Genomic DNA, 22,670 nt, shown 5'->3' with positions numbered 1-22,670 from the left:
GTGCTTCGGCTTTGACGGTCTATGGCTTCGGAAACGCGACCAAACCACGCAAAAGCGTCGCGTAGTGCTCTGCAGAAGCGCGCCAGGAATAGCGCGAGCGACAAAATTCGGCGCGCGCGACGCGCGATTGCCTTCCATTCTCCCCAGACTTGAGCAGGCGAGAGGTCGCCGCCCCGAGCGCCGCCGCGGTTGCTTTCGGCGTCTCGACGTCGATAGCTATCGTAGTCAGGAATGGTTCGGCCTCTTTGTCCGCGGCAGCGGTGTCGGCGCCGCAGACGATAGGCAGACCGCAGGCGAGCGCTTCCTGTATTACAAGCGGAAAGCCTTCACCGACACTCGGCAACAACAACACATCGGCCGCACGATAGAGCAATGCGAGAGACGGGCCGACCAACTCTCGAAACACGCGTATGTTCGGCAGCGTCCATTGCGAAGGATCAATGTCTCCCCAACCAGCGAAGACGAACAAGACGTCGTCGCGTTCGCGCGCCAGATGTTCGAGGTGAAGCAAGCCCTTTTTTTCTACGAAGCGCCCGACGAAGAGTGCGATAGGCGCGAAGGGGGGCAGACCAAGATCGGCGCGCGCCGTCGCCTTGTCTGCTTCACATTCAGGAGGGAAGAAAATCTCGGTGTCGACGCCGTTGAAGATGAGTTGAGGCGTGCGCGGACAGTGAAGCGTCTCGAAATAGCGCCGCGTCAAATCGCTGATGAAGACGATCTGGTCGGCTCGGTTCAGAACAGGTACAGCGATGACTCGATTGGCCACCGCCATGAGCGATCGGAGAATGAGATTGCGATACGGGACGATCCCGATGTGTTGCACGACGAGGAAAGGCTTGCGATAAAATCGAGAGGCGAAGAGTGCGGCGACGCTGGTCAGATAGAGCGCGTCATGAACGAGAACGACATCGGCGTTGCGCACTTCGGCAAAAATCGAACGAATAGCGCTCGGAAAAGGAAGCGGATAGGGAATTTTGGCAGTGAGTTCGACGATGTTCGAGGCCGGTAGCCCGCGCCGCTCCGGGTTCGATGTCTCGTCACGAAAAGCCTTTTTGTCGGTCGCGAGCCAGACGATTTCAAAACCCAGCGGCGACAAGGCTCTCGCCAATGCGCCCGCGACGATTTCGACTCCGCCGCGATGCTCTTCGAAGTAATGCGACAGCATTGCGACCCGGATGACCGGACGGCACATCTCGTGGCCAGTCGTCAAATCGGTCGCCATTTCATGCTCGTTTCGAGGCGATTGGGAAAGATGACTCGCTCGACGCCGTGACGATATTCACCGTCGGAGACGATTTCGCACGCATAGCCCGCACCACTCGTGAGCGTACGCCAGTCGTCGGCACGCAGATAGCAGGCGCTCACCATTCCATTGAAGGGAAGATTGCCGATGAGATCGAGCGCCGCGAGCCGAGCATCGTCGAACAGGCCCTCAGAAAGATGGTCCTTGATGTAGAGAGGACCTGTCCCGGCGACGCGTCGACATTCGCGCAGCAATGGAAGGCGAAGCGGAGTTGGAACATGATGCAAAACATTGAAGAGAATGACGCAATCGAAGGATTTGTCCGGAAACGGAAGCGTGCAGCCGTCATAAACGGCCGTTTCGATGTCGAGCGACGGTAGGTATCGGTTCTCGACGTCTATGGAGACGATGTGATCCAGCCCGAACAGCGATTTGATCGTATAGGCGAGAAGCCCGGTTCCTCCGCCGACATCGAGCGCACGTCGATGCGATTTATCCCATGCGCGATGGAGATTGGTTAGCGCCACATATTGATAGGCTGGCTTACGCCAGGAATAGATAGGCGCATGCGGCGCCATGCAGCGTGTCAAATCGTCGAGCGTAAAGCATTCCATGAAATTACCCCCGATTCGCGGAACGCGTTTCATGGAAGGGCGTGACGGCTCGTGACAACGCCCATCTCGTGCATAAAAAATTCCAGAGCGTTATGAAAATTGTGGCGACGGGTGCGGAGATCGCTGTGGGAAGATTGCCGAAATCGCCGAGGAGATAGAGAGAGGCGAACCAGAGCGGATAGTTGGCGAGCATCGCCGCAGCGTAGCGCGCCAAGGAAGCCCAGGACGCCGGCGCGTCGAATGTGATGGAACAGTGCAATCTGTACCCGATGATGAGTATGGGTCCAAATGCAAGAAGTGTCGCCCAGACATAATGGATGCCGACCAAACTGAAGGCGACAACCGACAGGTTGTTGAGAAGCGCGCAGAATCCGCCGACGAGCATGAAACGCGGCAATCTCATGGCGAGATCCGGGTCGGGCGACACAGCATCAGATAGACGCATGCATTGTCGCGCGTGACCCATTCCGGGGTTATCGCCTCTTCAATCAAGGCGCGTAGATTGAGCGCGATAGCGAGGGTTCGAGCGAAGAAGCGGCCGAGGACTGGCAGTTTTACGATGGCGTGGTAGCCGCAGGTCAGTCTGAGCAACGTCGTCCAGGCGGGTAGCCCGAGCAGAGGCACACATTCGATGGTTTCAAACCCGTGCTCGGCGAGTTCGGTCAGGAGTCCGAGTCGCGTCCAGCGCCGGTAGTCCTCAGGATGAGGATGATAGAACCAATTGCCATGGGTCGACAAGACTAGCCGACCATCAGATCGCAGGAGCCTGCGCGCTTCATGAAGATAGGAGCCGACGGTGGGAACATGCTCCAGAACTTGAAACGAGACGACGAGATCAGCGCTCGCGTCGGGCGCGTCGACGCGGCCGTTCTTATCGATCGTGATTTCCGCATCGGCGAAATCCGCTCCGAGATACGATGCGCCGAGAGCCTCGAAGATCGGCTGATACGGTTTGGAGCCGCATCCGAAATCCACGGCAATCGCGCCGGGCTTCACGATTTGCGCGGCGACCTTCTCGATACTGACGCGCATCGCTCGGAGCAGCAGCCAGTCCGTGTCGAAGATGCGGGGACGAAGACGGCGCTGGGCGCTTTCGGCGATCATCTTCACCTGCCTCCATTTGCAGCTCGATCGGAGGCGGTTTCGTCGCAATTGCGGCCGGCTGCGTTCAGAGTGGCGATAGGCGCGCGAGTGGAATGTCGCTGTGCATCGGACCAGTTCTTGGCTTCTGTTCGGTCGACGAAATTCGCTTCGTGACCATTGACGATCGCGAGCAGGAAGCCAGCGAGCGCATTTTGAGCGCCGATGACGATCAACGTCGTACCGACGACAGCGGGTAGAACCGTGCCGATGGGCTCGAAATTGCGACTCGACCAATAGCCGAAAACAGAGAGGAGAATAGTGAGACCGAGCGTGAAAAAGAGGCTCCCAGCGACGAGCATGGTCTCCAATGAGAACCAATCGACGACCTTGTCCTCCCACCAAGCAGGGGGACGAAAGCCTTGGCGGCGGCCATAGAAATGCGTCGCTGCGGCGAGAACTGTGCCGGTGTGTCCGAGGCCGAGCAGCGAGCCGGCGAGAATGATCCAGTAATTGCCAAAAGGCGACTTATTTTCCGCGAGGGCCGCGACGCCGGTCAGCGCCCATATCCCCAAGGAAAGCGCTATGGCCAAAATGGCCGGCACAGCGAAGGCCCAGGCGGGGCTGAACATGAGAAGATAACGCAGATGCCGCCATCCGTCGCGCCACGGCCGCAAATGCGAGGGACGATCGCGCCGATCGCGATGGAGCGTCACGGGCACTTCGAAGATTCGCTGCTGTTTGAGCGCCGCCTTAATAATCATCTCGCTGGCGAACTCCATTCCACGGCCGGTGAGATCGAGTCGTTCGAAGCAGGGGCTCGTTATGGCGCGCAGACCACAATGGGCGTCGGTGACGCCTGCGCGGAAAAACAGATTCAAGACGAAGGTGAGCGCGGGATTTCCGATATGGCGATTTTTCCAGGGCATCGCTCCCGGTTCTATACGCCCTTTGAAGCGCGAGCCGATGCAAAGATCAGCGCCCGCGTCGAGGCGGCGCACCATATCGACGGATTCGCGAAAATCATATGAGCCGTCCGCGTCTCCCATCACGAGATAGGCGCCATTGGCGGAGCGTAGTCCTCCGATGAGCGCAGCGCCATATCCCGGCTGCTCGACGTCGACGACCCGCGCGCCGAGAGCGCGCGCGATCAACTGACTGCCGTCTCGGCTTCCATTGTCGGCGATCACGATCTCGCCGGATAATCCGAGCTCGTGACTCATCGTCTCGAGCGCGTCCCGAGCATTGGCAATGCAGACGGGCAGGCAGCGAGCCTCGTCGAGACACGGCATCACGATCGATACGTCGATCTTGGTGGACGCGCTCCCTAGAACATCGACCTGCGTCATGATCAGAAGTCTCTGACAGCCATGCTCACGTTATGCTGAGAGATTGGTTAGTATTTCGTTAAAAACGGCGACAACCCGTCCGACCACGAGTTGGCTCGATGGAAATCGCTGGAAGCCGTAAGTCACTTCAAGACGACGCGCGCGACGCTTTCATGGGTTGAAATCGACGACGAACGATCGCCTCCGACGCCCGACTGATGTGGAATTTGTCGCAAGGGACACGAACGAGGCGGAGCGGCAACCTCGGGAAACAGAGAGGCGGACGATGGGCTGTAGGTCGAAGCGCGGGACAAGGCGCGCGCCTCCACCAGACGCTGGAGATTGGCAGCCCTCAGTCGGGGTCCCTCCGCAGAGGGACGACCAGCGCTCGGCGCACAGGTCATCGACATCGAAATCCACGCGCTGGAACAGGAAATCTCTCGGCCGGTCCGAGAATTATTTTGAGGTCGCGCGGACGCGAATGGACGATCCGACATCCGACGGCGCCGTTCGTGTCACTCTGCCGGTCTGGTGGGTCGGCGCGGGCGAAGGGCGCCGCGCCGACGCGCGAGGCCGCCATCGACGGGATGGCGCCCGATTGGCAGGGGTGGCGGAGGCCATCGCGCAGATTCTGTGTCGGGCGCCCGGGCGGCCCGAGATTTCGTCGAACGGACGTTATGGAACCCTTAGTGTCGGTCCGAAGACAAGTTGAATCGGATGAATCGCTTGTGATTCAATAGAGGCGGCCTGATTCTCGCGGAGACCGCCGATGTGGACGAATGAAAATCGCACGCGCTACGATCGTAGCAAATTGCGCTACCCGAGCGACGTGACGGACGCGGAATGGGCGCTCGTCGGACCGCTGATCCCACCGGCGAAACGGGGCGGCGGGAAGCGCACGGTCGAGATGCGCGCGGTCGTGAACGGCTTGATGTATGTGCTCTCGACCGGTTGCCAATGGCGCGCGATCCCCAAGGATTTGCCGCCCAAGAGCACGGTCCATGGCTATTTCTATCTTTGGACATACGACGGAACGCTCGATCGCATCCATCATGCTCTCTACGTGAAGTGTCGCGAAGCGGCAGCGCGATCCAACGCGTCACCGCGCCCTTCCTCGACTCTACAGATCAAGGGCAAGAAGCGGCACATTCTCGTCGATACGATAGGCTTGCTGCTTCACGCGCTCGTTCATCCGGCCGACATTCAGGATCGCGATGGCGGCGTTCTGGTCCTGCGCACGATGTTTGGAAAATTCCCGTTTCTGCAAAAGCTGTTTGCCGACGGCGGCTATCAAGGCCCGCCTTTCCGCGACGCACAGAAGAAGGCCTTGCCGTTTGTCGACACCGAGATCGTCAAGCGCTCCGATGCGGCCAAAGGTTTCAAAGTGCTGCCTCGCCGATGGGTCGTCGAAAGAACCTTTTCTTGGCTCGGTCGCTGCCGAAGGCTGGCCAAGGACTTCGAAAACCTCAATCGCAAGGCGCTGGCGTTTCTTCACCTCGCCTCCATCCGCCTCATGCTCAGAAGGCTTTGTAATCAGGTATGAAGTTCACGGACAGACTCTTATATTCCTCGCGCTCGTAGGTGGCGGATCATTCGACCACATTTGCCGTCTAGCAAGGAGGCACCCGAATGGATCTTCGGATACCGGACAGAACCGCTATCGTCTGCGGCGCCTCTCGTGGGCCAGGGATGGCCTGCGCCTGGGCGCTCGCCAATGAGGGCGTCCATGTCACACTCGTCGCTCGTCGCGCCGAAGCCTTGCAGATAGCTGCCGAACGAATTGCTGAGGCGACGGGAAAACAGCCGGGCTTCGTGGTCGCAGATGTCGGCACGGCGCAGGGGCGCTGCGGTCCAGGCGTTGAATACAGAGCCCGACATCCGGCTCTGTCGCGAATTTTTCTCACGGGCCGGTTGGGGCTATGATCGCGGGGCCGGGGCAGGCGGAATAGAGTGAGGATCGATTTCAATGGCAGCCATTTTGAACGCGACGTGATCCTGTGGGGCGTCCGGTGGTATGTGGCGTATCCGATGAGCTATCGTCAACTCGAGGAAATGATGGAAGAGCGAGGCGTCGAGGTCGACCATTCCACGCTCAACCGCTGGGTCGTCAAATATGCGCCTTTGCTGGAGAAGCAGTTCCGCGCTCGCAAGCGCGCGATCGGATCCAGCTGGCGTCTCGATGAGACCTACGTGAACGTCAAAGGCTGCTGTGAAATATCTGTATCGGGCCGTCGACAACGCAGGCGCGACAGTCGATTTTCTGTTGACCGCCAAGAGGGATCGCAAAGCCGCGTTGCGTTTCCTGCGTAAGGCGATCGGCCAACATGGCGGGCCGGAGAAGATCACGATCGACAAGAGCGGCGCCAACACGGCGGCGATCGAAAGCTACAATGCGGAGCATGAAGCGGACATCGAAATCCGGCGCATCAAATATCTCAATAATATTGTCGAGCAGGGCCATCGAGCGATGAAGCGAGTGACGCGGCCGACGTTGGGCTTCAAATCATTTCGATCGGCTGCCGCGACACTCTCGGGGATCGAGCTCATGCATATGATCCGAAAGGACCAGTTGCAGACCAGGGACGAATTGCGTCCAGCCCAGCAGTTCTATGCGCTCGCGGCGTGAGCCGCGTCACTCTCACGCGTTCATCGCGTCCATAAACAAAATTTGCGGCAAAGCCAAAATTCGCGACAGAGCCGGTTCATTCAACAAATTTCGGCCGATTCGGGAATCCCTCGACGTGAGACAGTCTCTCAGAGGGTTCGTATTAGGTAATGCTGCGGAAAGAATTCCACCAAAAAGCATGATAGGTTTTTAGAATGCTAGTCATTTGGCGGAACTGTGAATGACCGCACTTTGGGTGAAGCGATTCACCCAAAGTGCGGTAGCCGTGGGACCGACAAGGCTCTAGCCGATCTTATTCATGACGGGGCCAGTTTTTGGATTGTTGGGCCGTTCGGCTCACGAGCCGTGCGAGGTCGTTCCGCTTTTTCACCGCTTCGAGAACCGCGCCTTCAAGAACGCGTTAGAGGGATAGGAAAGATGTGAGGGGCGCGCTGCCCCGTCGTTCATGGGCCGCCAGGCAGGAGCAGCGGGGCCAGCAGGGAGCAGAAGATATCGGCTTCGGGACTGGCGGCGGTGAAGGGGCGAGGCGCACGCGGCTCGCGGTCTCAATCACGCGGCCGGCGGCCTTCAGCAGGCGTAGCGTCGAGAACTTCACTTTCGCCAGATCGCAAGGTGCCGGAATGGCGTCGCGGACGCGGAGCACCTGCCAATAGGCGGCGGTATGCGAGACGAGGCGAAGCTGATTGGCGAGCGCCGAACGGCATGAGGTTCGATCGGAGGATAGCTGCGTCTTGTGCAGCTTGATGAGGTTCTCCGCCTGTCCGCGCGCGCAGTAGAGACTGTCGTAGAGCCATTGCGGCGCGCCATATGGGAGATTGGTGACGACAAAGCGGATATCGAGGCCGAGCCGCGTCGCTTCGATGCGGGCGATCGCGCACCGCCCCCTGTCCCAGGACTTGGCGCAATGGCGCGTCTCGGCATAGCCGAGCACGCCGTCCGGGTCGTCGATGGCGCACTCGACGCAGACAGCGTCTGCCATCCCGTCGACTTTCTTGGACAGCGGCTTGGTCCCGGGTAGGCCGAAGACATAATCGACGCCGTGATCGTCGCACAAGGCCATCGCCTCGGGCCACGCATAATGTCCCTCGCCGCGAAACAGGATGCGGCTCGCCGGCCAAGATTTGCGGATAGATCGCGTCAGCGGGTGCAGATGCGCTCTCACCTCGCCGCGGGACGGCGTCTTGCCCGTGCGTAGGATCCCGGCGACGAGGCGGCTCTTCTCGGTGTCGTAGACATGGATCGGCAGAAAGCAGCGCTCGTCGTAATGGGCGTTGAACAGCGACAATTGCTGATGGCCATGCGGGATGTTGCACGTGTCGTGGATATCGAGCGTGACGGAGGACGACGGCTCGTCGTAGGAGGCCATCCATTGGTCGACGAGCGCATAGGTCAGGTGGTCACATCGCGCAGAGCTGGCGCGTTGTCGAGTCGCGACAGCGTCGGCTGCGAGGCGAGATCGCGGCCCGTGTCGGGCAGACGCCCGCAGGCGCGCTTGAACGCCCGGTCGGAGCGCAGAAAGTCGAGATCGTCGGCGTCCTCATAACCGCAGCTGATCGCGTAGATGCGGGCGCGGATCATATCGGCGAAGATGTGGGTGATGCCCGAGGGATCGCGGTGATCGAGAAAGTAGCGCGCCAGCCGCTGGGCCACGCCGAGCCGGCGCTCCGCCATGGCGAGCAGAATGACGCGCCGTCCGAGGAGATGCGTCCGCCTTCGAACGAGGATCGAGCTCTTGCATATGATCCGAAAGGATTAGTTGAAGACCAGAGGCGAATTGCGTCCTGCGCAGCAGTTCCACGCCCTCACCGCGTGAGCCACGTCACTCTCACACGTTCCTCGAGCGCATAAAGAAAATTTGCGACAAAGCCAACACAGCGATCCGAGAAATAAAGATCCCAGACGCACATGCCGAATGATAAGAAAAGCAGCGGGAAAGATCGCTCTATAACAAGAGGCGCACTTTCGGGGGTACGAGCAACCGGGCAATCCCTCGCCTTCGCGGTGTTTCTCCTCGTCTTACTGCCGGTCATACTCATGCTTGCACTGGCCGCTGCAGCGTTCGAGACCGACGATCTACGCGAACTGTAAAATTGACGGCAGTGGTACGAACGCCTCAACAGCCGTTTTGAAATCCTCCAGAATAACCTCGGCATCCCTGGAATGCGGGTCATCTGGCCGCGTCCTGTCGCGAGGACACGACAGTGGATAAGCAATCAACAACGCTGGAAGGCGTCGAAAACTGCATGGACGAAAGCACACGATACTTTGGAACGCGACTTGCGGAGCGGCTCCGCGCCTAGGACGCGACGATCGTTTTCATCGGGCTGGGCTATGTAGGCCTGCCGATTTGCCTTGCGGCAGCCCGTTCAGGCCTGAACGTGGTCGGCTCGACATTGAGCCCGTCAAGCCCGCGATACTTCTCAAAGGCGAAAGTTATCTGCATGGTTGCGGTGCAATTTCATGCACCTCGCCGTGCGATGAGGGCCGACATTCGTTGGGATTGGGCCGCGAGCACCGCACGCCAGATTTCGGGCGCAGTTGTCCCAGCGGCACCAAATTTGCTCAGTGCAAATTGACCATTCCTGATGCGATGCATGATTTCGACACCGGCGATGGTGATCGCCGCATGTCGGAATCGCTTGAACCCGAGCATAGGACCCAAGCGAAGCTTGATAGATCGGTGATCCTGTTCAATCAGATTATTCAGGTATTTCGAAGATCGAATTCGAGTCCGTGCGCTGCCTCGATGCTGCGCGAGAAGCTCGCGCGCCGCCCGATGTGACGCCTGATATCCGTCGAGCGTGATTTTGCGCGGGGGCCGTCCGTGGCTCGCGAACGCACGACGGAAAAACGCTTTGGCGGCGGCGACCTCCCGCTTGGCGCGCAGCAAAAAGTCCACTGTCTTTCCCGCCTTGTCGACGGCGCGATAGAGATAAACCCAGCAGCCCTTGATCTTGACGTAAGTTTCGTCGACGCGCCACGATCCGCCGACCCTGCACGCGAAGCGGTTCCACCGCTTTTCGAACTCCGGAACGTAGCGCTGAACCCAGCGCATGATGGTCGTGTGAGCCAAAGCCAAGGCGCGTTCGGACATCATTTCCACGAGATCGTCGAAAGCTGAGCTTGTATCGCAGATACCAGCGCACGCAGAGAACGATGATCTCGCGGTCGAAATGGCGGCCTTTGAAAAGTTTGTCCGCACTCAGCATCACCCATTACCCCAGCGTCCGGTTCTGCCCTCACGGATTATGTCCGCTCATACCGTTTGCACCAGAGCCTGGTAATTTACCCAACGAGCACCAATGCCGATTGTGCACTATAATCGGCTCCAGAATAGACGCTGCTTGAACCATTCGCTCCGCGAGCTAGCCTCGCACAACATTTCGTCCACGCGCATTTAAATTTAGATTCGAGGCGGCATTGATGCGTCAATCTCGTTCGCTGTTCACCGAACTTGCTCTCGTCGCCATCGCCATCGAGGCGATTGCTATCTCGAAAGACAATTTCGGAATCGCAAAAGCGAAATTGGCATATGCTGTTCGAGCGCGTTCTATCATCCATTCCCGCGAGCTCACGCCGCGAACGCGAAGCATTTTGTCGAAGCGCCACACGTCCGCTGTCTCCTTCAGCGACGCCGTACCTTCCGATCTGAGGCTACATTTCTGGATCGAACGCCCGGTCGATTTCGTCGGTTCGCACATCTTTCCGGCGATCGTCGCTTCGTTCGAAATTTTCGCTACGACATTGACTGTAATCGGACTTCCGATGGCCGGCGACGCTCCGGCGGCTGCTGATCGCCGAACAGCTCGAATTCATCTCGTTGCTCCACGCGACGCGAGAGCAGCGCGCGACTCGACGCCATGGGCTTTCTCTACCCTGTGAAGGGTCGCATGGCCTCACGTTGCGCGAGACGGTAAGCGCCACTGCGCCTTCGTGCGGCGGCGTGACGACAAAATCGGGCTTCGGGTGAAGCGATTCACCCGAAGTGCGGTAGCGTCGGGCGAACGAACGTCTCTTATCACATCCTACGCCGTGTTCGAGCCTCGCTCGAAATTTCACAATGGCTAAAAGCTTTTTCACGACCTCACTTCTAACCGACGATGGACGGCACGATGCTAACCTCGAAATTGCAACAGCGCGCGCCTATCGATGCTCTCGAAGAACGTCTGACGCGCAGGCACGCGCTGATCGGCGTGATCGGACTCGGCTATGTCGGTCTGCCGATCTGCATCACCGCCGCCGAAGTCGGATCGCATGTGCTGGGGTTCGACGTCGATCCCATGAAGCCCGAGGCCCTGGCGAAGGGAAAAAGCTACCTCAAGCATATTTCGGACAATCGAATTCGCCCGCTCGTGAAACAGAATCTGATCGAGGCGACGACCAATTTCGATCGCCTTTCCGAAGCGGACGCCCTGCTGATCTGTGTGCCGACCCCGCTCGACGCTCATCTCGGCCCGGATCTCTCCTTCGTCATCGCGACGGGAGAGCAGATCGCGTCCCGTTTGAGACCCGGTCAATTGATTATATTGGAGTCCACAACCTATCCCGGAACGACCTATGAAGTGTTGCGCCCCATCCTGGAAACCAGCGGACTCTCGTGCGACAAAGACTTTTATCTCGCCTTCTCGCCCGAGCGAGAGGACCCGGGCAATCTGGAATTTTCGACGTCGCGCATCCCGAAGGTCGTCGGCGCCGACAGCGCCGACGCACGCAGATTGGCCGTCGCGCTCTATAACCAATTCGTCCCGAGGACCGTCGAGGTCTCCTCGAGCGCAACTGCCGAGGCGGTCAAGCTGACCGAAAACATCTTCCGCGCGGTCAACATCGCGCTCGTCAACGAGCTGAAACTGGTCTATGGCGCGATGGGCATCGACGTGTGGGAAGTGATCGAGGCCGCGAAATCGAAGCCTTTCGGATATATGCCATTCTATCCCGGGCCAGGGCTGGGTGGACACTGCATTCCTATAGATCCTTTCTATCTCACCTGGAAAGCGCGCGAATATGGCGTCGTGACGCGCTTTATCGAGCTGGCCGGAGAGATCAATTCCAGCATGCCGCAGCATGTCGTCAATGAGCTGGCGCGGGCTCTCGACGCCACTCGCGGGCGCGGCCTGAACAAGTCGCGCATTTTGGTGCTCGGCGTCGCCTATAAGAAGAACGTCGACGACATCCGAGAAAGCCCGTCGCTGCGACTCATCGAATTGCTCGAAGCGCGTGGAGCGGAGGTGCGTTTCTATGATCCTTACGTCAACATGATCCCGGAGACGCGCGAGCACAAATCTTTGGCCGGGCGTCGGTCCGAAGTCTGGGATCCTGCGCAAATCGGCGGCTATGACGCGGTCCTGATCGCGACCGATCACGACGATGTCGATTACGCCGTTCTCGCCTCTCATGCAAAATTGATCGTCGATACGCGAAACGCATGTCGGCACCGGGGCGTGACGAGCGCCAATGTCGTCCTGGCGTGATGCGGACAGCATTCGCATCTGAGCGTCGCGCCGATTCAGAGATGGAATAGCCATGTTGGAACTCGAGCCGCGAACGATCGCCTGCGTTGTCGGCGCGCGCCCCAATTTCGTGAAGATCGCGCCGATCATGCGCGCCATCTCGGCGCGCAAGGGCCTCGTAGCGCGACTCATCCATACTGGGCAACATTACGATGTCGCCATGAACGCCGTGTTTTTCGACGAACTCAGCATTCCATCGCCGGATGTAAATCTCGAAGTGGGGTCCGGAACCGGCACAGAGCAGACGGCCCGCATCATGTTGGGAATGGAGTCCGAGCTGTCGAAAAAAACGCCAGATCTCCTGCTCGTAGTCGGCGACGTCAACTCGACGGTCGCCTCCGCGCTCGTCGCCGCTAAGCTGCGCATTCCGATCGCTCATGTCGAAGCCGGGCTGCGCAGCAAGGACCGCTCTATGCCGGAGGAGATCAATCGCCTCGTGACAGATCGGCTCTCCGATCTCCTTTTCACGACCGAACATTCCGCCGTCGATAATCTGATCGGAGAGGGCGTTTCTCCGGAACGCATCGTCTTCGTCGGAAATGTGATGATCGATACATTGCATGCGTGCCTACATCGCGCGGCCCCCGCGCGCGAGACACTCACGGAAATCGGCGTGACACCCGCGATCGGCGAAGATGTGGTAAGCCGCGGCTTCGCGCTGGTCACACTGCATCGTCCCTCCAATGTCGACGATCGGGACAAGCTCGCATTGCTTCTTGAAGCTCTGGCCGGGATCGCGCAAAAAATTCCGCTCGTGTTTCCTCTGCATCCGCGCACGGGTTCGATGATCGAGAGCGCTGATCTCGGCGGATTTCTACGCTCCTCCCCCATCATCGTCGCCCCGCCGCTCAGCTATCTGCGCGCGATCGGGCTCATGCGCGAAGCGCGCTTCGTCGTCACCGACAGCGGCGGTGTGCAGGAGGAGACGACTGCTCTCGGGACGCCATGTCTAACGGTTCGAAATAGCACCGAGCGCCCGATCACCATCGAGCAGGGCACAAATCAACTCGTCGCCACGCTCGATGAGCTGAATGCTGCGGTCGACGATATCCTCGACAATGGCGGCAAGAAAGGTCGCATCCCACCCTTGTGGGACGGGCGCGCGGCCGAACGCATCGCAGAGGAGATCGACGCGTTTCTCGCTCACGAGCGCTTGCCTCTACCCGCTTGACGAGGAAATTAGCTGATCGTGCGGATCGTCTTTTTTACGCACTACTACCCGCCCGAGGTGAATGCGCCAGCCTCCAGAACCGCAGAGCACGCCCGCGTTTGGGCGCGCGCTGGGCATGAGGTCGTCGTCGTTACCTGCGTGCCGAACCATCCGCGCGGCAAGGTTTATCCCGGCTATGTCAATCGGCTCTATCAGACGGAGACAATCGACGGCGTGCGCGTGGTGCGCGTGTTCACGCTCATCGCCGCCAATGAAGGTTTCCTGCGTCGGGCGTTGAACTACCTCTCTTACGCACTGTCGGCGAGCATGGCGTTCGTCTGGCTCCAGCGCCCGGATGTCGTCATATCGACTTCACCGCAATTTTTTTGCGGCCTCGTCGGGCTCGTCGCTCGCGCGTTGAAGCGGACCCCATGGGTTCTCGAGATACGCGACCTGTGGCCGGAGAGCATTGTGACAGTCGGCGCGATGCGCAATGGATTCCTCATTCGCTGTCTCGAGCAGCTCGAGGCCCTGGCCTACCGTCGGGCCGATAGGATCGTCTCCGTGACGGACTCATTCATGCCTCACATCGCCGCGCGCGGCGGCGCGCCGGAAAAGACAACAGTGATCAAGAATGGCGCGGACCTCGATCGTTTCAACGCGAGCGACGACACACACGCGGCGAAAGAGCGGCTCGACTTGCAAAGCAAATTCGTCGCGGCCTATGTCGGAACGCACGGCATGGCGCACGGTCTCGACACGATTCTGGAGGCGGCCGAGTTGCTGCGAGGGGCGACGGACATTATTTTCCTACTCGTCGGCGAAGGCGCGGAACGACCACGACTTCTCCGCCTGAAGGAAGAGAGGCGGCTCGACAATGTCCTGATGCTCGAACAGCAGCCGAAGGAGGCCATGCCGGGCATATGGGCCGCGACGGATGTCAGCCTCATACTCCTGCGCCGAGACGAACTATTCAAAACAGTGCTGCCTTCCAAAATGTTCGAAGCCATGGCTATGCGCCGTCCAATTGTTCTCGGGGTGGACGGAGAAGCGCGTAAATTGCTTGAGGAGGCCCGAGCGGGAATTGCGATCACCCCGCAGAGCGCGAATGAGCTCGCCGCTGCAATCTTGCGGCTCGCCAATGACCGCAATCTCGTTGCTCGGCTCGGCGCCTCAGGCTGCGCGCATGTGCGCGAGCATTACGATCGGGCAGTGCTCGCGGCGCGCTATTTAGATGTTCTGTCGGCAGCGATCGGCGCTGAACCGGCGAAGCGTCCAGTCGCCGTGCAACTCGAGACGCTGGCCCGCCGATGAAAGAAGGAGCATTGCGCAAGATGGCGCGGGCGATCGCCTTCGGGCGGAACGTGCCGCTGGCCAAATTGGCGCGCCGCTTGGAGCTCGATTTGATACGACGCGTCGCCCATGTCGGACTGTCCGCGCCGCTCCCGGCCACAGCGCCGCCGCTCGCCGATAGGCCGCCGACGCCTCTTTTCGAACCGCGGCGAGGAATGATCGCACGGATCGGTCGATCCTTGCGCTTCACCTTTCTTCGCCAGTCGCATGCGTCCCCTGCCATCGTCGACTGGCGGATGCGTCGTGGCGATCGAGGCGGGCAGCTCTGGCGAATGAATCTCCACTACATGGAGTATCTGGAGGACGTCGACGATGAGATGTTCTTCGAACTCGTCAGCCAGTGGACGAACGCCAACCCTCCCTATGCGCGGGACTATTGGAAGGACACCTGGAACAGCTATGCGCTTTCGTTGCGTGTCGTCGTCTGGATGCAGCAAGCAGCCACCCGCGGCGCGCGTCTGACCGTCGACGAGAGCGCGATGATGATCGCTTCGCTCGCCAGACAATTGCGATTTCTGGAAGCCAATCTCGAGACTGACATCGGTGGAAATCACCTCATAAAGAACCTCAAAGCGCTGATCTGGGCGTCCGCTTTCTTCACGGGTCGCGACGCGGATCGCTGGCGCGCGTGCGGCTTGCGTTTGCTACGGCGGGAATTACGTGCCCAAATCCTGCCGGATGGGATGCATTATGAGCGTTCCCCGTCCTACCACTGCCAGGTATTTGCCGATCTGCTCGAGTGTCGCCATGCGCTCGGCTGCGATCCATTGAACGGCGAACTCGACGATGCTCTACACCACATGGCGCAAGTCGTCGCCGATCTTACACATCCGGACGGCTCGGTCGCATTGTTCAACGACTCGGGCCTGTCGATGGCCTATGCGCCGGGCGAATGCTTGGCTGTCTACGAAAAGCTGTTCGGTGGACGGCCGTCGTCCCGCGATGTCTTTGCTTTTCGAGACGCCGGCTACTTCGGGTTACGCAGCGAGGAAAGCTATTTTCTCGCCGATTGCGGCCGCATCGGGCCAGACGATTTGCCTGCACATGCGCATGGCGACGTAGCGAGCTTCGAATGGTCGGTCGGCGGCGCGCGTATCGTCGTCGATCAGGGTGTGTTCGAATATGTCGCCGGCGAGCGGCGCGAACTTTGTCGGACGGCGGCGAGCCACAACACATTGTGTTTCGACGGCGCGGATCAGGCCGAATTTTTTGGTTCGTTCCGTTGCGGACGACGGCCTGAGGTCGCCATCCTCTCCTACAGCCGGACTGACGATGGCTTCATGCTCACGGGAGAGCACGACGGTTTTGCACGATTGGCGCAGGCGCCCATCCACATTCGCGGGTTCGCCGTCGAACCGAGTCGAATAACGATCACGGACCGAATCGAAGGTCACACGAAGCGAGTGGCGAGCATTGGTTTCCTGTTGCATCCGGACGCGCAGGTCGAAATCGCCGGCGCCGTCGCGTCGATAACGCGCGGTGCGGTGGCGATCCGAATGAGCTGTTCCAGGCCGATCGAAATCGAGCCTGCGGTCTGGTGGCCGGATATGGGTCTGGAGTTCGACACGACGCGATTGCGCGTCAAACTCGATGGCGAAGACGGAGTCACGACGGAGTTGAGCGTCGTTTCGTATTCGGCTGACGAGTAGAAGCAGCGGAGATCTCGTGAAGCAGGTCGAGCAGAACTACCGAACTGGCGAATTGCGGGTCGCCGAAGTTCCAGCGCCGAAGGCGATCGATGGTGGCGTGCTCGTCGCGACCAGAGTGTCGCTGATCAGTTCCGGCACGGAAAAGCAGTTGATCGATCTCGCCAAGGCGTCGCTTGTCGGCAAGGCGATCGCGCGTCCGGACCTCGTGCGTCGCGTGTTGCACAATGTCGGACGCGACGGCCTACGGCCGACGATCGAGAAAGTGTTCGCCAAACTGGATACTCCGATTCCCTTGGGATACAGCCTCGCCGGCGAGGTCGTCGACATCGGACGACGCGGAGGCGCCTATGTGGTCGGTGATCGCATTGCATGCGCGGGCGCGGGACAAGCCAATCACGCCGAGTTCAATGCTGTGCCGATGCATCTCACCGCGGCCATTCCGGCAGGCGTCGACGATGAGGACGCGAGCTTCGTCACGCTCGGCTCGATCGCACTGCAAGGTGTGCGCCTCGCTTCGCCGACGCTCGGCGAACGAGTAGTGGTCATGGGCCTTGGCCTTCTCGGGCTGCTCACGGTTCAATTGCTCAAAGCGAACGGCTGTCGCGTTATGGGCTTCGATCCCAATCCGGCGCGCGCGAAACTAGCAGTGGAGCTAGGTGCGGACGCTGCCGTCAGCGACGACCTGATCGAAGCGACGGCCGGATTCACCAATGAATATGGCGCCGATGCGGTGATCGTCACGGCGTCCAGCAAGTCCAATGAACCGATCAATCTCGCCGCCGAGATCAGCCGACTGAAAGGCCGTATCGTCATTGTCGGAATGATCGGTATGACCATCGATCGTGAGCCCTTCTACAAGCGCGAATTGGAACTGAAGCTATCGCTTTCCTACGGTCCGGGCCGGCATGACCCAGCCTATGAGCAGAACGGGTTGGACTATCCTCTGCCCTATGTGCGCTGGACCGAACAGCGCAATATGGAGGCGTTTCTCTCACTCGTCGCCGATGGGAAAGTGACGCCGAAGCGGCTCGTCACGCATCGCTTCCCGATCGCGCAGGCGGAGAAGGCGTATGAGCTGCTCGAGAGCGACGAGCCTCATCTCGCCATTCTGATCACATATCCAGAAGCGGCAGGGCGAGCGATCGAAAGAAGTCTGCGTCTCGCTCCACCGGCGCTCCGCGCCAGCGGCGGAAACGGCGTCGCTTTCCTCGGCTTCGGAAATTATGCCCAAGGCGTGCTGCTGCCGGCGCTGCGCAAGGCTGGCGGCGCGACGCTGACCACGGTGGTGACCGCCACGGGCGTCAGCGCGAGGCACGCCGCCGAGAAGCATGGATTTGCTGTCTCGGCGACCGAGCCGGCCGCTGCCTTGGAGGACAATGATACCGACACTGTGTTCATCGCGACGCGACACGACACGCATGCGCGCTTTGCGCGCGACGCCTTGCGATCTGGAAAGCACGTGTTTTGTGAAAAACCACTGGCGATCGACAGCTCCGGCCTGACCGAGGTCCTAGGCGCGGCTGAAATCGGGCCGGGCGTGCTCACCGTCGGATTTAATCGACGCTTCGCGCCGCTGCTGCAAAAGGCCAAAGCTGCGCTCGAGCCGCGAACGGGAGCGCTCGTGATGCTATATCGCATCAACGCGGGCGCTATCCCGGCCGATAGTTGGATACAGCGCGAGGAAGGAGCTGGCCGCGTGATCGGCGAAGTATGCCATTTCGTGGATGCTTTGACCTTCCTATCCGGAAGCCTGCCGATCGAGGCGCAAGCGATCGCCACGCGCGATCATGCCGATGCGGTCTCGATCCTCGTCCGCTTCGCCGACGGCTCCAGCGGCACGATCGTCTATTCGTCGGTCGGCGACGCGGGCGTGCCGAAGGAATATATCGAAGTCTTTGCCGGGGGGCGCGTGATCCAACTCGACGACTTTCGTTGCCTCACCGTGACGCGGAGTGGCAAGCGCAAGACGACGAAAAGCGCGCAGAACAAGGGCCAGCACGGCCTCGTCTCGGCGTTTCTCGAGGCGACGCGGGGCAAGCGCGAGGCGCCCATTCCGCTCGCTCAACTCGTCGCCGTCACAGAAGCGACATTCGCGATCGAGGAATCGCTACGCATCTGCGCGCCGGTCGCGATTCCGGCGAGTCGAGAATGAAAGCGGCAATCCATTTCTTGGTCCGGTCGTGGACTGAGGTCGCCGACAGAGGTGTTTTCGATGTCTGCACAAAATAGGCTCGTCCATCACGCCTCGAAAAATCGGGCGAGGCGTCTTCAAATCCGTGCTCGAACTCGAAGCCGAGATCGCCCGCTACATTGGCCGAAATTCCTGCAACCTCTGTCTGAATCGGTGCGCTCGGAGGCGATCTTGAACCAGCGCTATGTTCAATATGGCTGCGGCCTCAGCGCCCCGGAAGGGTGGATCAGTTTCGACGCCTCCCCGCGTCTTCGCCTGGAACGGCTGCCAGGAGTTGGCTTCGTAGCCGACACTCTGAACCTCCGCCTGTTTCCATCCAATGTCGCCTATGGAGATATCGTTGCCGGCTTGCCCGTGCCCGACGGCTCTGTGGAGGCGATATACGCCAGTCATGTGCTGGAGCACCTTGCACGGGAAGACGTGTCGCGGGCGATCGCTAACACGTATAAGGCGCTGCGTCCGGGCGGCGTGTTCCGCATGATCGTGCCCGATCTCGCTTCGCGGGCCGAACGCTATCTGCGTGATCGGCGTGAAGGCCGAGGCGAGGCCGCGGACGCTTTCATCGGGGCATGTCACATCGGCTTGTTGCAGCGTCGACGCGGCCTAGTCGGAACTCTTCGATCTTTCTTCGGCTATAGCGGCCATCGCTGGATGTATGATCGGGAACTGATGAGCAGTCTTCTTCGGGAGGCGGGCTTTGTCGAAATTCGTCCCTGCGAGTTTCATGACAGCAACGATCCCATGTTCGATCTGGTCGAGGATCGCGGGCGTTTCGTCGACGATGGCCATACCGAGGTCGCCCTTCAGGCCCGACGCCCGGACGAGCCCTGTGTCGCCATCCGTATGTCAGCATGAGAGTCGCTCGCAGGCTCGAGCGGATATGTCGCGCGTGACGCAGATCGCATTTTCATGGATGGGCTTGCCACAATACGCAGCGCGGCTCATTCGCGGCGCTGTGGATCGCTTGGGCCAAGATTGTATCGTCGTCGGCTCGCCGCCGGAAGTGCCGATCACGGGCATGGAAGAGGCGCTGAATTGCCCGATCTCGTGGGTCGACGCCATGCAACCAGTGACCTGGCGCGATCTCGGATTCGCCATCCCTGAAATCTTCGTGCAGTCCGGTTGGGCCTATCCGGCGTTCGTAGCGCTCGGCCGCGAGGTGAAGGCCCGCGGCGGCCGCGTGATCGGTCTCAGCGACGCTAACTGGCGTGGAGATTTCCGGCAGTTTGCTCTCGGCGCCATCGCCTTTCGTATCTTTCACAGACGCCATTTTGACGCCATGATTGTCCCGGGTCGCCAAGGCGAAAGGCTGATGCGCTGGTTCGGGATGCCGGCCGATCTGGTGCGCAGCGGCATGTATGGCGCGGACCAAACTCTGTTCCATGGCGGGGGCGATCTCGCGTCGCGGCCCAAAACCTTTCTTTTCGTTGGCCAGTTCATCGCTCGCAAAGACGTGCTTGGTCTCGCTAACGCCTTTATCCGCTTTTCCCGTTCACGCCCCGATTGGAGGTTACGCCTGTGTGGTAACGGCGAACTGAAGCATCTCATTCCCCAACATGATAACATCGTGACCGAGGATTTCGTGCAACCCGAGCAATTGGCCGAAAGGTTCCGAATGGCGAGAGTCTTCGTATTGCCCTCGCTCGCCGAGGCGTGGGGGCTGGTCGTGCATGAAGCAACCTCATGCGGCTGCAGCCTTTTGTTGAGCGATCGCGTCGGCAGCGCGGACGATCTTGCAGGCGCGCGCAACGCGGTGCGCTTTGTCGCGGGAAACGAGGATGAGCTTTTGCGAGCCTTGCACGAGGCGGCCGACTTCGATGATGCGCGGCTGGTTGAGGCCGAAGCGGAGTCGAGACAACTCGCCGGAGCATTCGGCCCCGGGCGATTCGGTCGTGAAGTTGAAGGGCTGATCAGCGAATTTTTGCATGATGCACGGGACCAAGCGCGTCAGCGCCCGGAATTCCTGTAAGGAAACACGAAATGTTCAATTCTCTCCTCGTGCGATTATTCGGGTTCCAGGCCACGCTGCATCATGGCGACGCACTCGTCTGGGATCGCATGCGATGGATCACGCGGCGGCTGCGCGTCACTCGCAACGCCGATCGCTTGCTGGATGTCGGCTGCGGCTCGGGCGCCTTCACCATCGGCACGGCCAGACGGGGATACAGGAGCCTCGGATTGAGCTGGGATGAGCGGAATCAGAGGGTAGCGCAAAAACGCGCGGCGCTTTGCAACGTCCAGAGCGCGACATTCGAGATCTGCGACGTCCGCAAGCTGCACGAGCGAACCGATTTTATTGGCGCCTTCGACGTCGTGTTGTGTTGCGAGAATATCGAGCACATCCTCGACGACCTGGCGCTCATGAAATCCATGGTCAACTGCCTGAAACCCGGCGGACGGCTGTTGCTGACGACGCCTCATCTCCATAGGATTCCGCAAACTTTCATGGATTACGGTCCATTTCCGGACGTCGAGGACGGGCGCCATGTGCGCGCCGGCTACAACCGGGCGATGCTATCGGAACTCTGCGCTCTATCGGGTCTGACGATCGAAGAGTTCAGCTTCATCTCCGGCCCGATCAGCCAGTCGAGCGCCTGGCTCATGTGGCAGATCGGACGCATTCATCCGCTCTTCGGCTGGGCCGTAGCACTGCCGCTGCGTCCGCTACCGCCCTTGTTCGACAAGCTGCTGATGCGGCGTTTCGGCTTCGCCCCGTTCTGTATCGGGCTGGAGGCGTATAAGCCGCGCTTTTCCATCGCATCGGCGTCGAAGCCTGCGGCCTCCGCGTCCTGACGAGGGCGATGTCGCTCTAGCTTTCTTTCGTCGAAGCGAATTCTGATCGATCGAACGATTCCGTTTGATCGGAAAGCACTTATCTTATGACTTTTCCTGCCGCTGAGGCAGAAAGGAACCGCTCTCGTCACCGGCGAGGGATGAATCGGGAAACCGCGGACCGTTTGACGGTTAGAGCTAGAGTATGATCGCCCTCGTCTTTTCCTTTGGCCTGATCGGATACTCGGGCTTTTGGCCCGAATGACAAGCAGAGGCATGGAAAAGATGAACCCTTCTACCATTGGCGTCGACGTTTCAAAAGCTTGGCTCGACGCGCATCGCCTCGTGGACGGAGCCGCGCGCCGTTTCGCCAATGACAAGACCGGCCGAAAGGCCTTGATCAAATGGATGGGCGCCGCGCCGGTGAAGCGTGTCGTGTTCGAGCCCACCGGCCCTTACCATCGCGCGCGTGAACGCGCGCTCGACATAGCCGGTCTGCCGATAGCCAAAGTCAATTCGGGCCACGCGCGCCGCTTCGCCGAGGCCGCCGGCAAGCTCGTCAAAACCGATCGCGCCGACGCCGCCATGCTGGCGCGCATGGGAGAGGCTCTCGACCTCGAGCCTCGCCCTTGCGTCAGCCAGACCATCGCCGAGCTGAAAGAATTGCATCTGGCGAGAGCCGCGCTCATCAAAGACCGCACCGCCGCCACGAACCGCGCGAAGGCGATCACGCTTTCGCTGCTCGAAAGGCGGAACAAAAAGCGCATCGCCGAAATCGACGCGAAAATCGTGGAGATAGACGCCGCAGTCGAACAGCGCATCGAAGGCGATCCGCTCCTCACTCGCCGGTTCGAAATTCTCCTCTCCGTCCCCGGAGTCTCGAAATTCACGGCTTTCGCCCTGCTCATCGAAATGCCAGAACTCGGCCGCCTCGAAGGAGGACAGGCGTCGAGCCTCGCTGGCCTCGCGGCTGTCCGACGACAGTCCGCAGATGAAGGCCGGCTTTGCCAGGCTCCTCAAGGGGAAGCCAGGCAAGGTCGCCATCACCGCCCTTATGCGCAGAATGATCGTCCTCGCCAGCGCCTTGTTGCGCGATGATCGCACTTGGGCTGAAAAAGCCCCTTGTCCATAACGGATACTCTAGCGGCCCCCGACAT

General features: G+C 60.1%; 18 protein-coding genes and 2 pseudogenes. 13 read left to right on the top strand and 7 right to left on the bottom strand.

The window, feature by feature from the left end:
- Window positions 1-19 precede the first annotated feature (19 nt).
- The 5 genes from METLW3_RS0123300 to METLW3_RS26450 are packed head-to-tail and all read right to left on the bottom strand — an operon-like array spanning window position 20 to window position 4,286.
- Window positions 20-1,222 (bottom strand): glycosyltransferase family 4 protein, encoded by a 1,203-nt coding sequence (locus tag METLW3_RS0123300; RefSeq protein ID WP_024882135.1) that lies wholly within the window; start codon window positions 1,220-1,222, stop codon window positions 20-22.
- The gene (locus tag METLW3_RS27205; RefSeq protein ID WP_024882134.1) at window positions 1,207-1,857 is read right to left on the bottom strand and encodes a class I SAM-dependent methyltransferase; all 651 of its coding nucleotides are present in this window, start codon (window positions 1,855-1,857) and stop codon (window positions 1,207-1,209) included. Before METLW3_RS27205 ends, METLW3_RS0123300 begins: the two co-directional genes overlap by 16 nt.
- A gap of 4 nt (window positions 1,858-1,861) precedes the next feature.
- Entirely contained in the window at window positions 1,862-2,260 is a 399-nt protein-coding gene (locus METLW3_RS0123290) for a GtrA family protein (RefSeq protein WP_024882133.1), read from the bottom strand.
- Complete coding sequence (locus tag METLW3_RS27200; protein WP_051465601.1) at window positions 2,257-2,961, bottom strand: class I SAM-dependent methyltransferase; 705 nt, start codon at window positions 2,959-2,961, stop codon at window positions 2,257-2,259. The genes METLW3_RS0123290 and METLW3_RS27200 overlap by 4 nt, the downstream gene beginning before the upstream one ends.
- A 2-nt stretch (window positions 2,962-2,963) precedes the next feature.
- The gene (locus tag METLW3_RS26450) at window positions 2,964-4,286 is read right to left on the bottom strand and encodes a glycosyltransferase family 2 protein (RefSeq protein WP_024882131.1); all 1,323 of its coding nucleotides are present in this window, start codon (window positions 4,284-4,286) and stop codon (window positions 2,964-2,966) included.
- Between the two features lie 748 nt (window positions 4,287-5,034).
- On the opposite strand from METLW3_RS26450, the gene METLW3_RS0123275 reads away from it, so the two are divergent.
- The 3 genes from METLW3_RS0123275 to METLW3_RS26445 all read left to right on the top strand — a co-directional run bounded on the left by METLW3_RS0123275 (window position 5,035) and on the right by METLW3_RS26445 (window position 6,891).
- Entirely contained in the window at window positions 5,035-5,808 is a 774-nt protein-coding gene (locus METLW3_RS0123275) for an IS5 family transposase (RefSeq protein WP_024882130.1), read from the top strand.
- A gap of 86 nt (window positions 5,809-5,894) precedes the next feature.
- A complete protein-coding gene (locus METLW3_RS27895; protein ID WP_083967421.1) occupies window positions 5,895-6,188 on the top strand; it encodes an SDR family NAD(P)-dependent oxidoreductase in 294 nt (97 codons plus the stop codon).
- A gap of 27 nt (window positions 6,189-6,215) precedes the next feature.
- Window positions 6,216-6,891, top strand: a protein-coding gene (locus tag METLW3_RS26445) for an IS6 family transposase (RefSeq protein ID WP_245267485.1) whose coding sequence is annotated in 2 segments (ribosomal slippage) — window positions 6,216-6,470 and window positions 6,472-6,891 — 675 coding nt in all. Because the reading frame shifts where the segments join, the coding sequence is not laid out codon by codon here.
- Between the two features lie 400 nt (window positions 6,892-7,291).
- On the opposite strand, the pseudogene METLW3_RS26440 reads toward METLW3_RS26445, so the two are convergent.
- Together METLW3_RS26440 and METLW3_RS26435 are read right to left on the bottom strand one after the other, a co-directional pair.
- A pseudogene (locus METLW3_RS26440) lies at window positions 7,292-8,562 on the bottom strand (IS1380 family transposase).
- Window positions 8,563-9,349: 787 nt separating this feature from the next.
- A protein-coding gene (locus METLW3_RS26435) for an IS6 family transposase (protein WP_245267484.1) occupies window positions 9,350-10,100 on the bottom strand; the annotation gives its coding sequence in 2 pieces (ribosomal slippage) (window positions 9,350-10,000 and window positions 10,002-10,100; 750 coding nt in all).
- Between the two features lie 214 nt (window positions 10,101-10,314).
- On the opposite strand from METLW3_RS26435, the gene METLW3_RS0123250 reads away from it, so the two are divergent.
- The 10 genes and pseudogenes from METLW3_RS0123250 (at window position 10,315) to METLW3_RS26430 (ending at window position 22,645) form a co-directional block, all read left to right on the top strand.
- Window positions 10,315-10,773, top strand: a complete 459-nt coding sequence (locus METLW3_RS0123250; protein WP_024882129.1) for a hypothetical protein — start codon at window positions 10,315-10,317, stop codon at window positions 10,771-10,773.
- Window positions 10,774-11,003: 230 nt separating this feature from the next.
- A complete protein-coding gene (locus METLW3_RS0123245) occupies window positions 11,004-12,359 on the top strand; it encodes a nucleotide sugar dehydrogenase (protein WP_026597738.1) in 1,356 nt (451 codons plus the stop codon).
- A gap of 52 nt (window positions 12,360-12,411) precedes the next feature.
- Entirely contained in the window at window positions 12,412-13,569 is a 1,158-nt protein-coding gene (wecB, locus tag METLW3_RS0123240) for a UDP-N-acetylglucosamine 2-epimerase (non-hydrolyzing) (protein WP_024882127.1), read from the top strand.
- 18 nt (window positions 13,570-13,587) lie between these two features.
- Window positions 13,588-14,862, top strand: coding sequence for a glycosyltransferase family 4 protein (locus tag METLW3_RS29325; RefSeq protein WP_024882126.1), 1,275 nt, complete (start codon window positions 13,588-13,590; stop codon window positions 14,860-14,862).
- A 20-nt stretch (window positions 14,863-14,882) separates the two neighbouring features.
- Entirely contained in the window at window positions 14,883-16,550 is a 1,668-nt protein-coding gene (locus METLW3_RS0123230) for an alginate lyase family protein (RefSeq protein ID WP_198022884.1), read from the top strand.
- 16 nt (window positions 16,551-16,566) lie between these two features.
- The gene (locus tag METLW3_RS0123225; protein WP_024882124.1) at window positions 16,567-18,702 is read left to right on the top strand and encodes a bi-domain-containing oxidoreductase; all 2,136 of its coding nucleotides are present in this window, start codon (window positions 16,567-16,569) and stop codon (window positions 18,700-18,702) included.
- A gap of 210 nt (window positions 18,703-18,912) precedes the next feature.
- Complete coding sequence (locus tag METLW3_RS0123220; RefSeq protein WP_051465632.1) at window positions 18,913-19,596, top strand: methyltransferase domain-containing protein; 684 nt, start codon at window positions 18,913-18,915, stop codon at window positions 19,594-19,596.
- A gap of 34 nt (window positions 19,597-19,630) precedes the next feature.
- Window positions 19,631-20,710, top strand: a complete 1,080-nt coding sequence (locus METLW3_RS0123215) for a glycosyltransferase (RefSeq protein WP_166671917.1) — start codon at window positions 19,631-19,633, stop codon at window positions 20,708-20,710.
- Between the two features lie 11 nt (window positions 20,711-20,721).
- Complete coding sequence (locus METLW3_RS0123210; protein WP_024882121.1) at window positions 20,722-21,534, top strand: methyltransferase domain-containing protein; 813 nt, start codon at window positions 20,722-20,724, stop codon at window positions 21,532-21,534.
- A gap of 264 nt (window positions 21,535-21,798) precedes the next feature.
- Window positions 21,799-22,645 (top strand): annotated as a pseudogene (locus METLW3_RS26430) (transposase).
- Window positions 22,646-22,670: the final 25 nt, after the last annotated feature.

This window comes from Methylosinus sp. LW3 (assembly GCF_000527115.1).
Lineage (GTDB): Bacteria > Pseudomonadota > Alphaproteobacteria > Rhizobiales > Beijerinckiaceae > Methylosinus.
Note: the sequence above shows the minus strand (reverse complement) of the source record. Positions and strands in the feature narration are given on the sequence as shown.

Coding starts and splice junctions, on each gene's coding strand:
- METLW3_RS0123300 (WP_024882135.1), bottom strand. CDS start 1,222: ATGGCGACCGATTTGACGACTGGCCACGAGATGTGCCGTCCGGTCATC.
- METLW3_RS0123275 (WP_024882130.1), top strand. CDS start 5,035: ATGTGGACGAATGAAAATCGCACGCGCTACGATCGTAGCAAATTGCGC.
- METLW3_RS0123290 (WP_024882133.1), bottom strand. CDS start 2,260: ATGAGATTGCCGCGTTTCATGCTCGTCGGCGGATTCTGCGCGCTTCTC.
- METLW3_RS27205 (WP_024882134.1), bottom strand. CDS start 1,857: ATGGAATGCTTTACGCTCGACGATTTGACACGCTGCATGGCGCCGCAT.
- METLW3_RS0123230 (WP_198022884.1), top strand. CDS start 14,883: ATGGCGCGGGCGATCGCCTTCGGGCGGAACGTGCCGCTGGCCAAATTG.
- METLW3_RS0123210 (WP_024882121.1), top strand. CDS start 20,722: ATGTTCAATTCTCTCCTCGTGCGATTATTCGGGTTCCAGGCCACGCTG.
- wecB (WP_024882127.1), top strand. CDS start 12,412: ATGTTGGAACTCGAGCCGCGAACGATCGCCTGCGTTGTCGGCGCGCGC.
- METLW3_RS27200 (WP_051465601.1), bottom strand. CDS start 2,961: ATGATCGCCGAAAGCGCCCAGCGCCGTCTTCGTCCCCGCATCTTCGAC.
- METLW3_RS0123250 (WP_024882129.1), top strand. CDS start 10,315: ATGCGTCAATCTCGTTCGCTGTTCACCGAACTTGCTCTCGTCGCCATC.
- METLW3_RS26450 (WP_024882131.1), bottom strand. CDS start 4,286: ATGACGCAGGTCGATGTTCTAGGGAGCGCGTCCACCAAGATCGACGTA.
- METLW3_RS0123245 (WP_026597738.1), top strand. CDS start 11,004: ATGCTAACCTCGAAATTGCAACAGCGCGCGCCTATCGATGCTCTCGAA.
- METLW3_RS27895 (WP_083967421.1), top strand. CDS start 5,895: ATGGATCTTCGGATACCGGACAGAACCGCTATCGTCTGCGGCGCCTCT.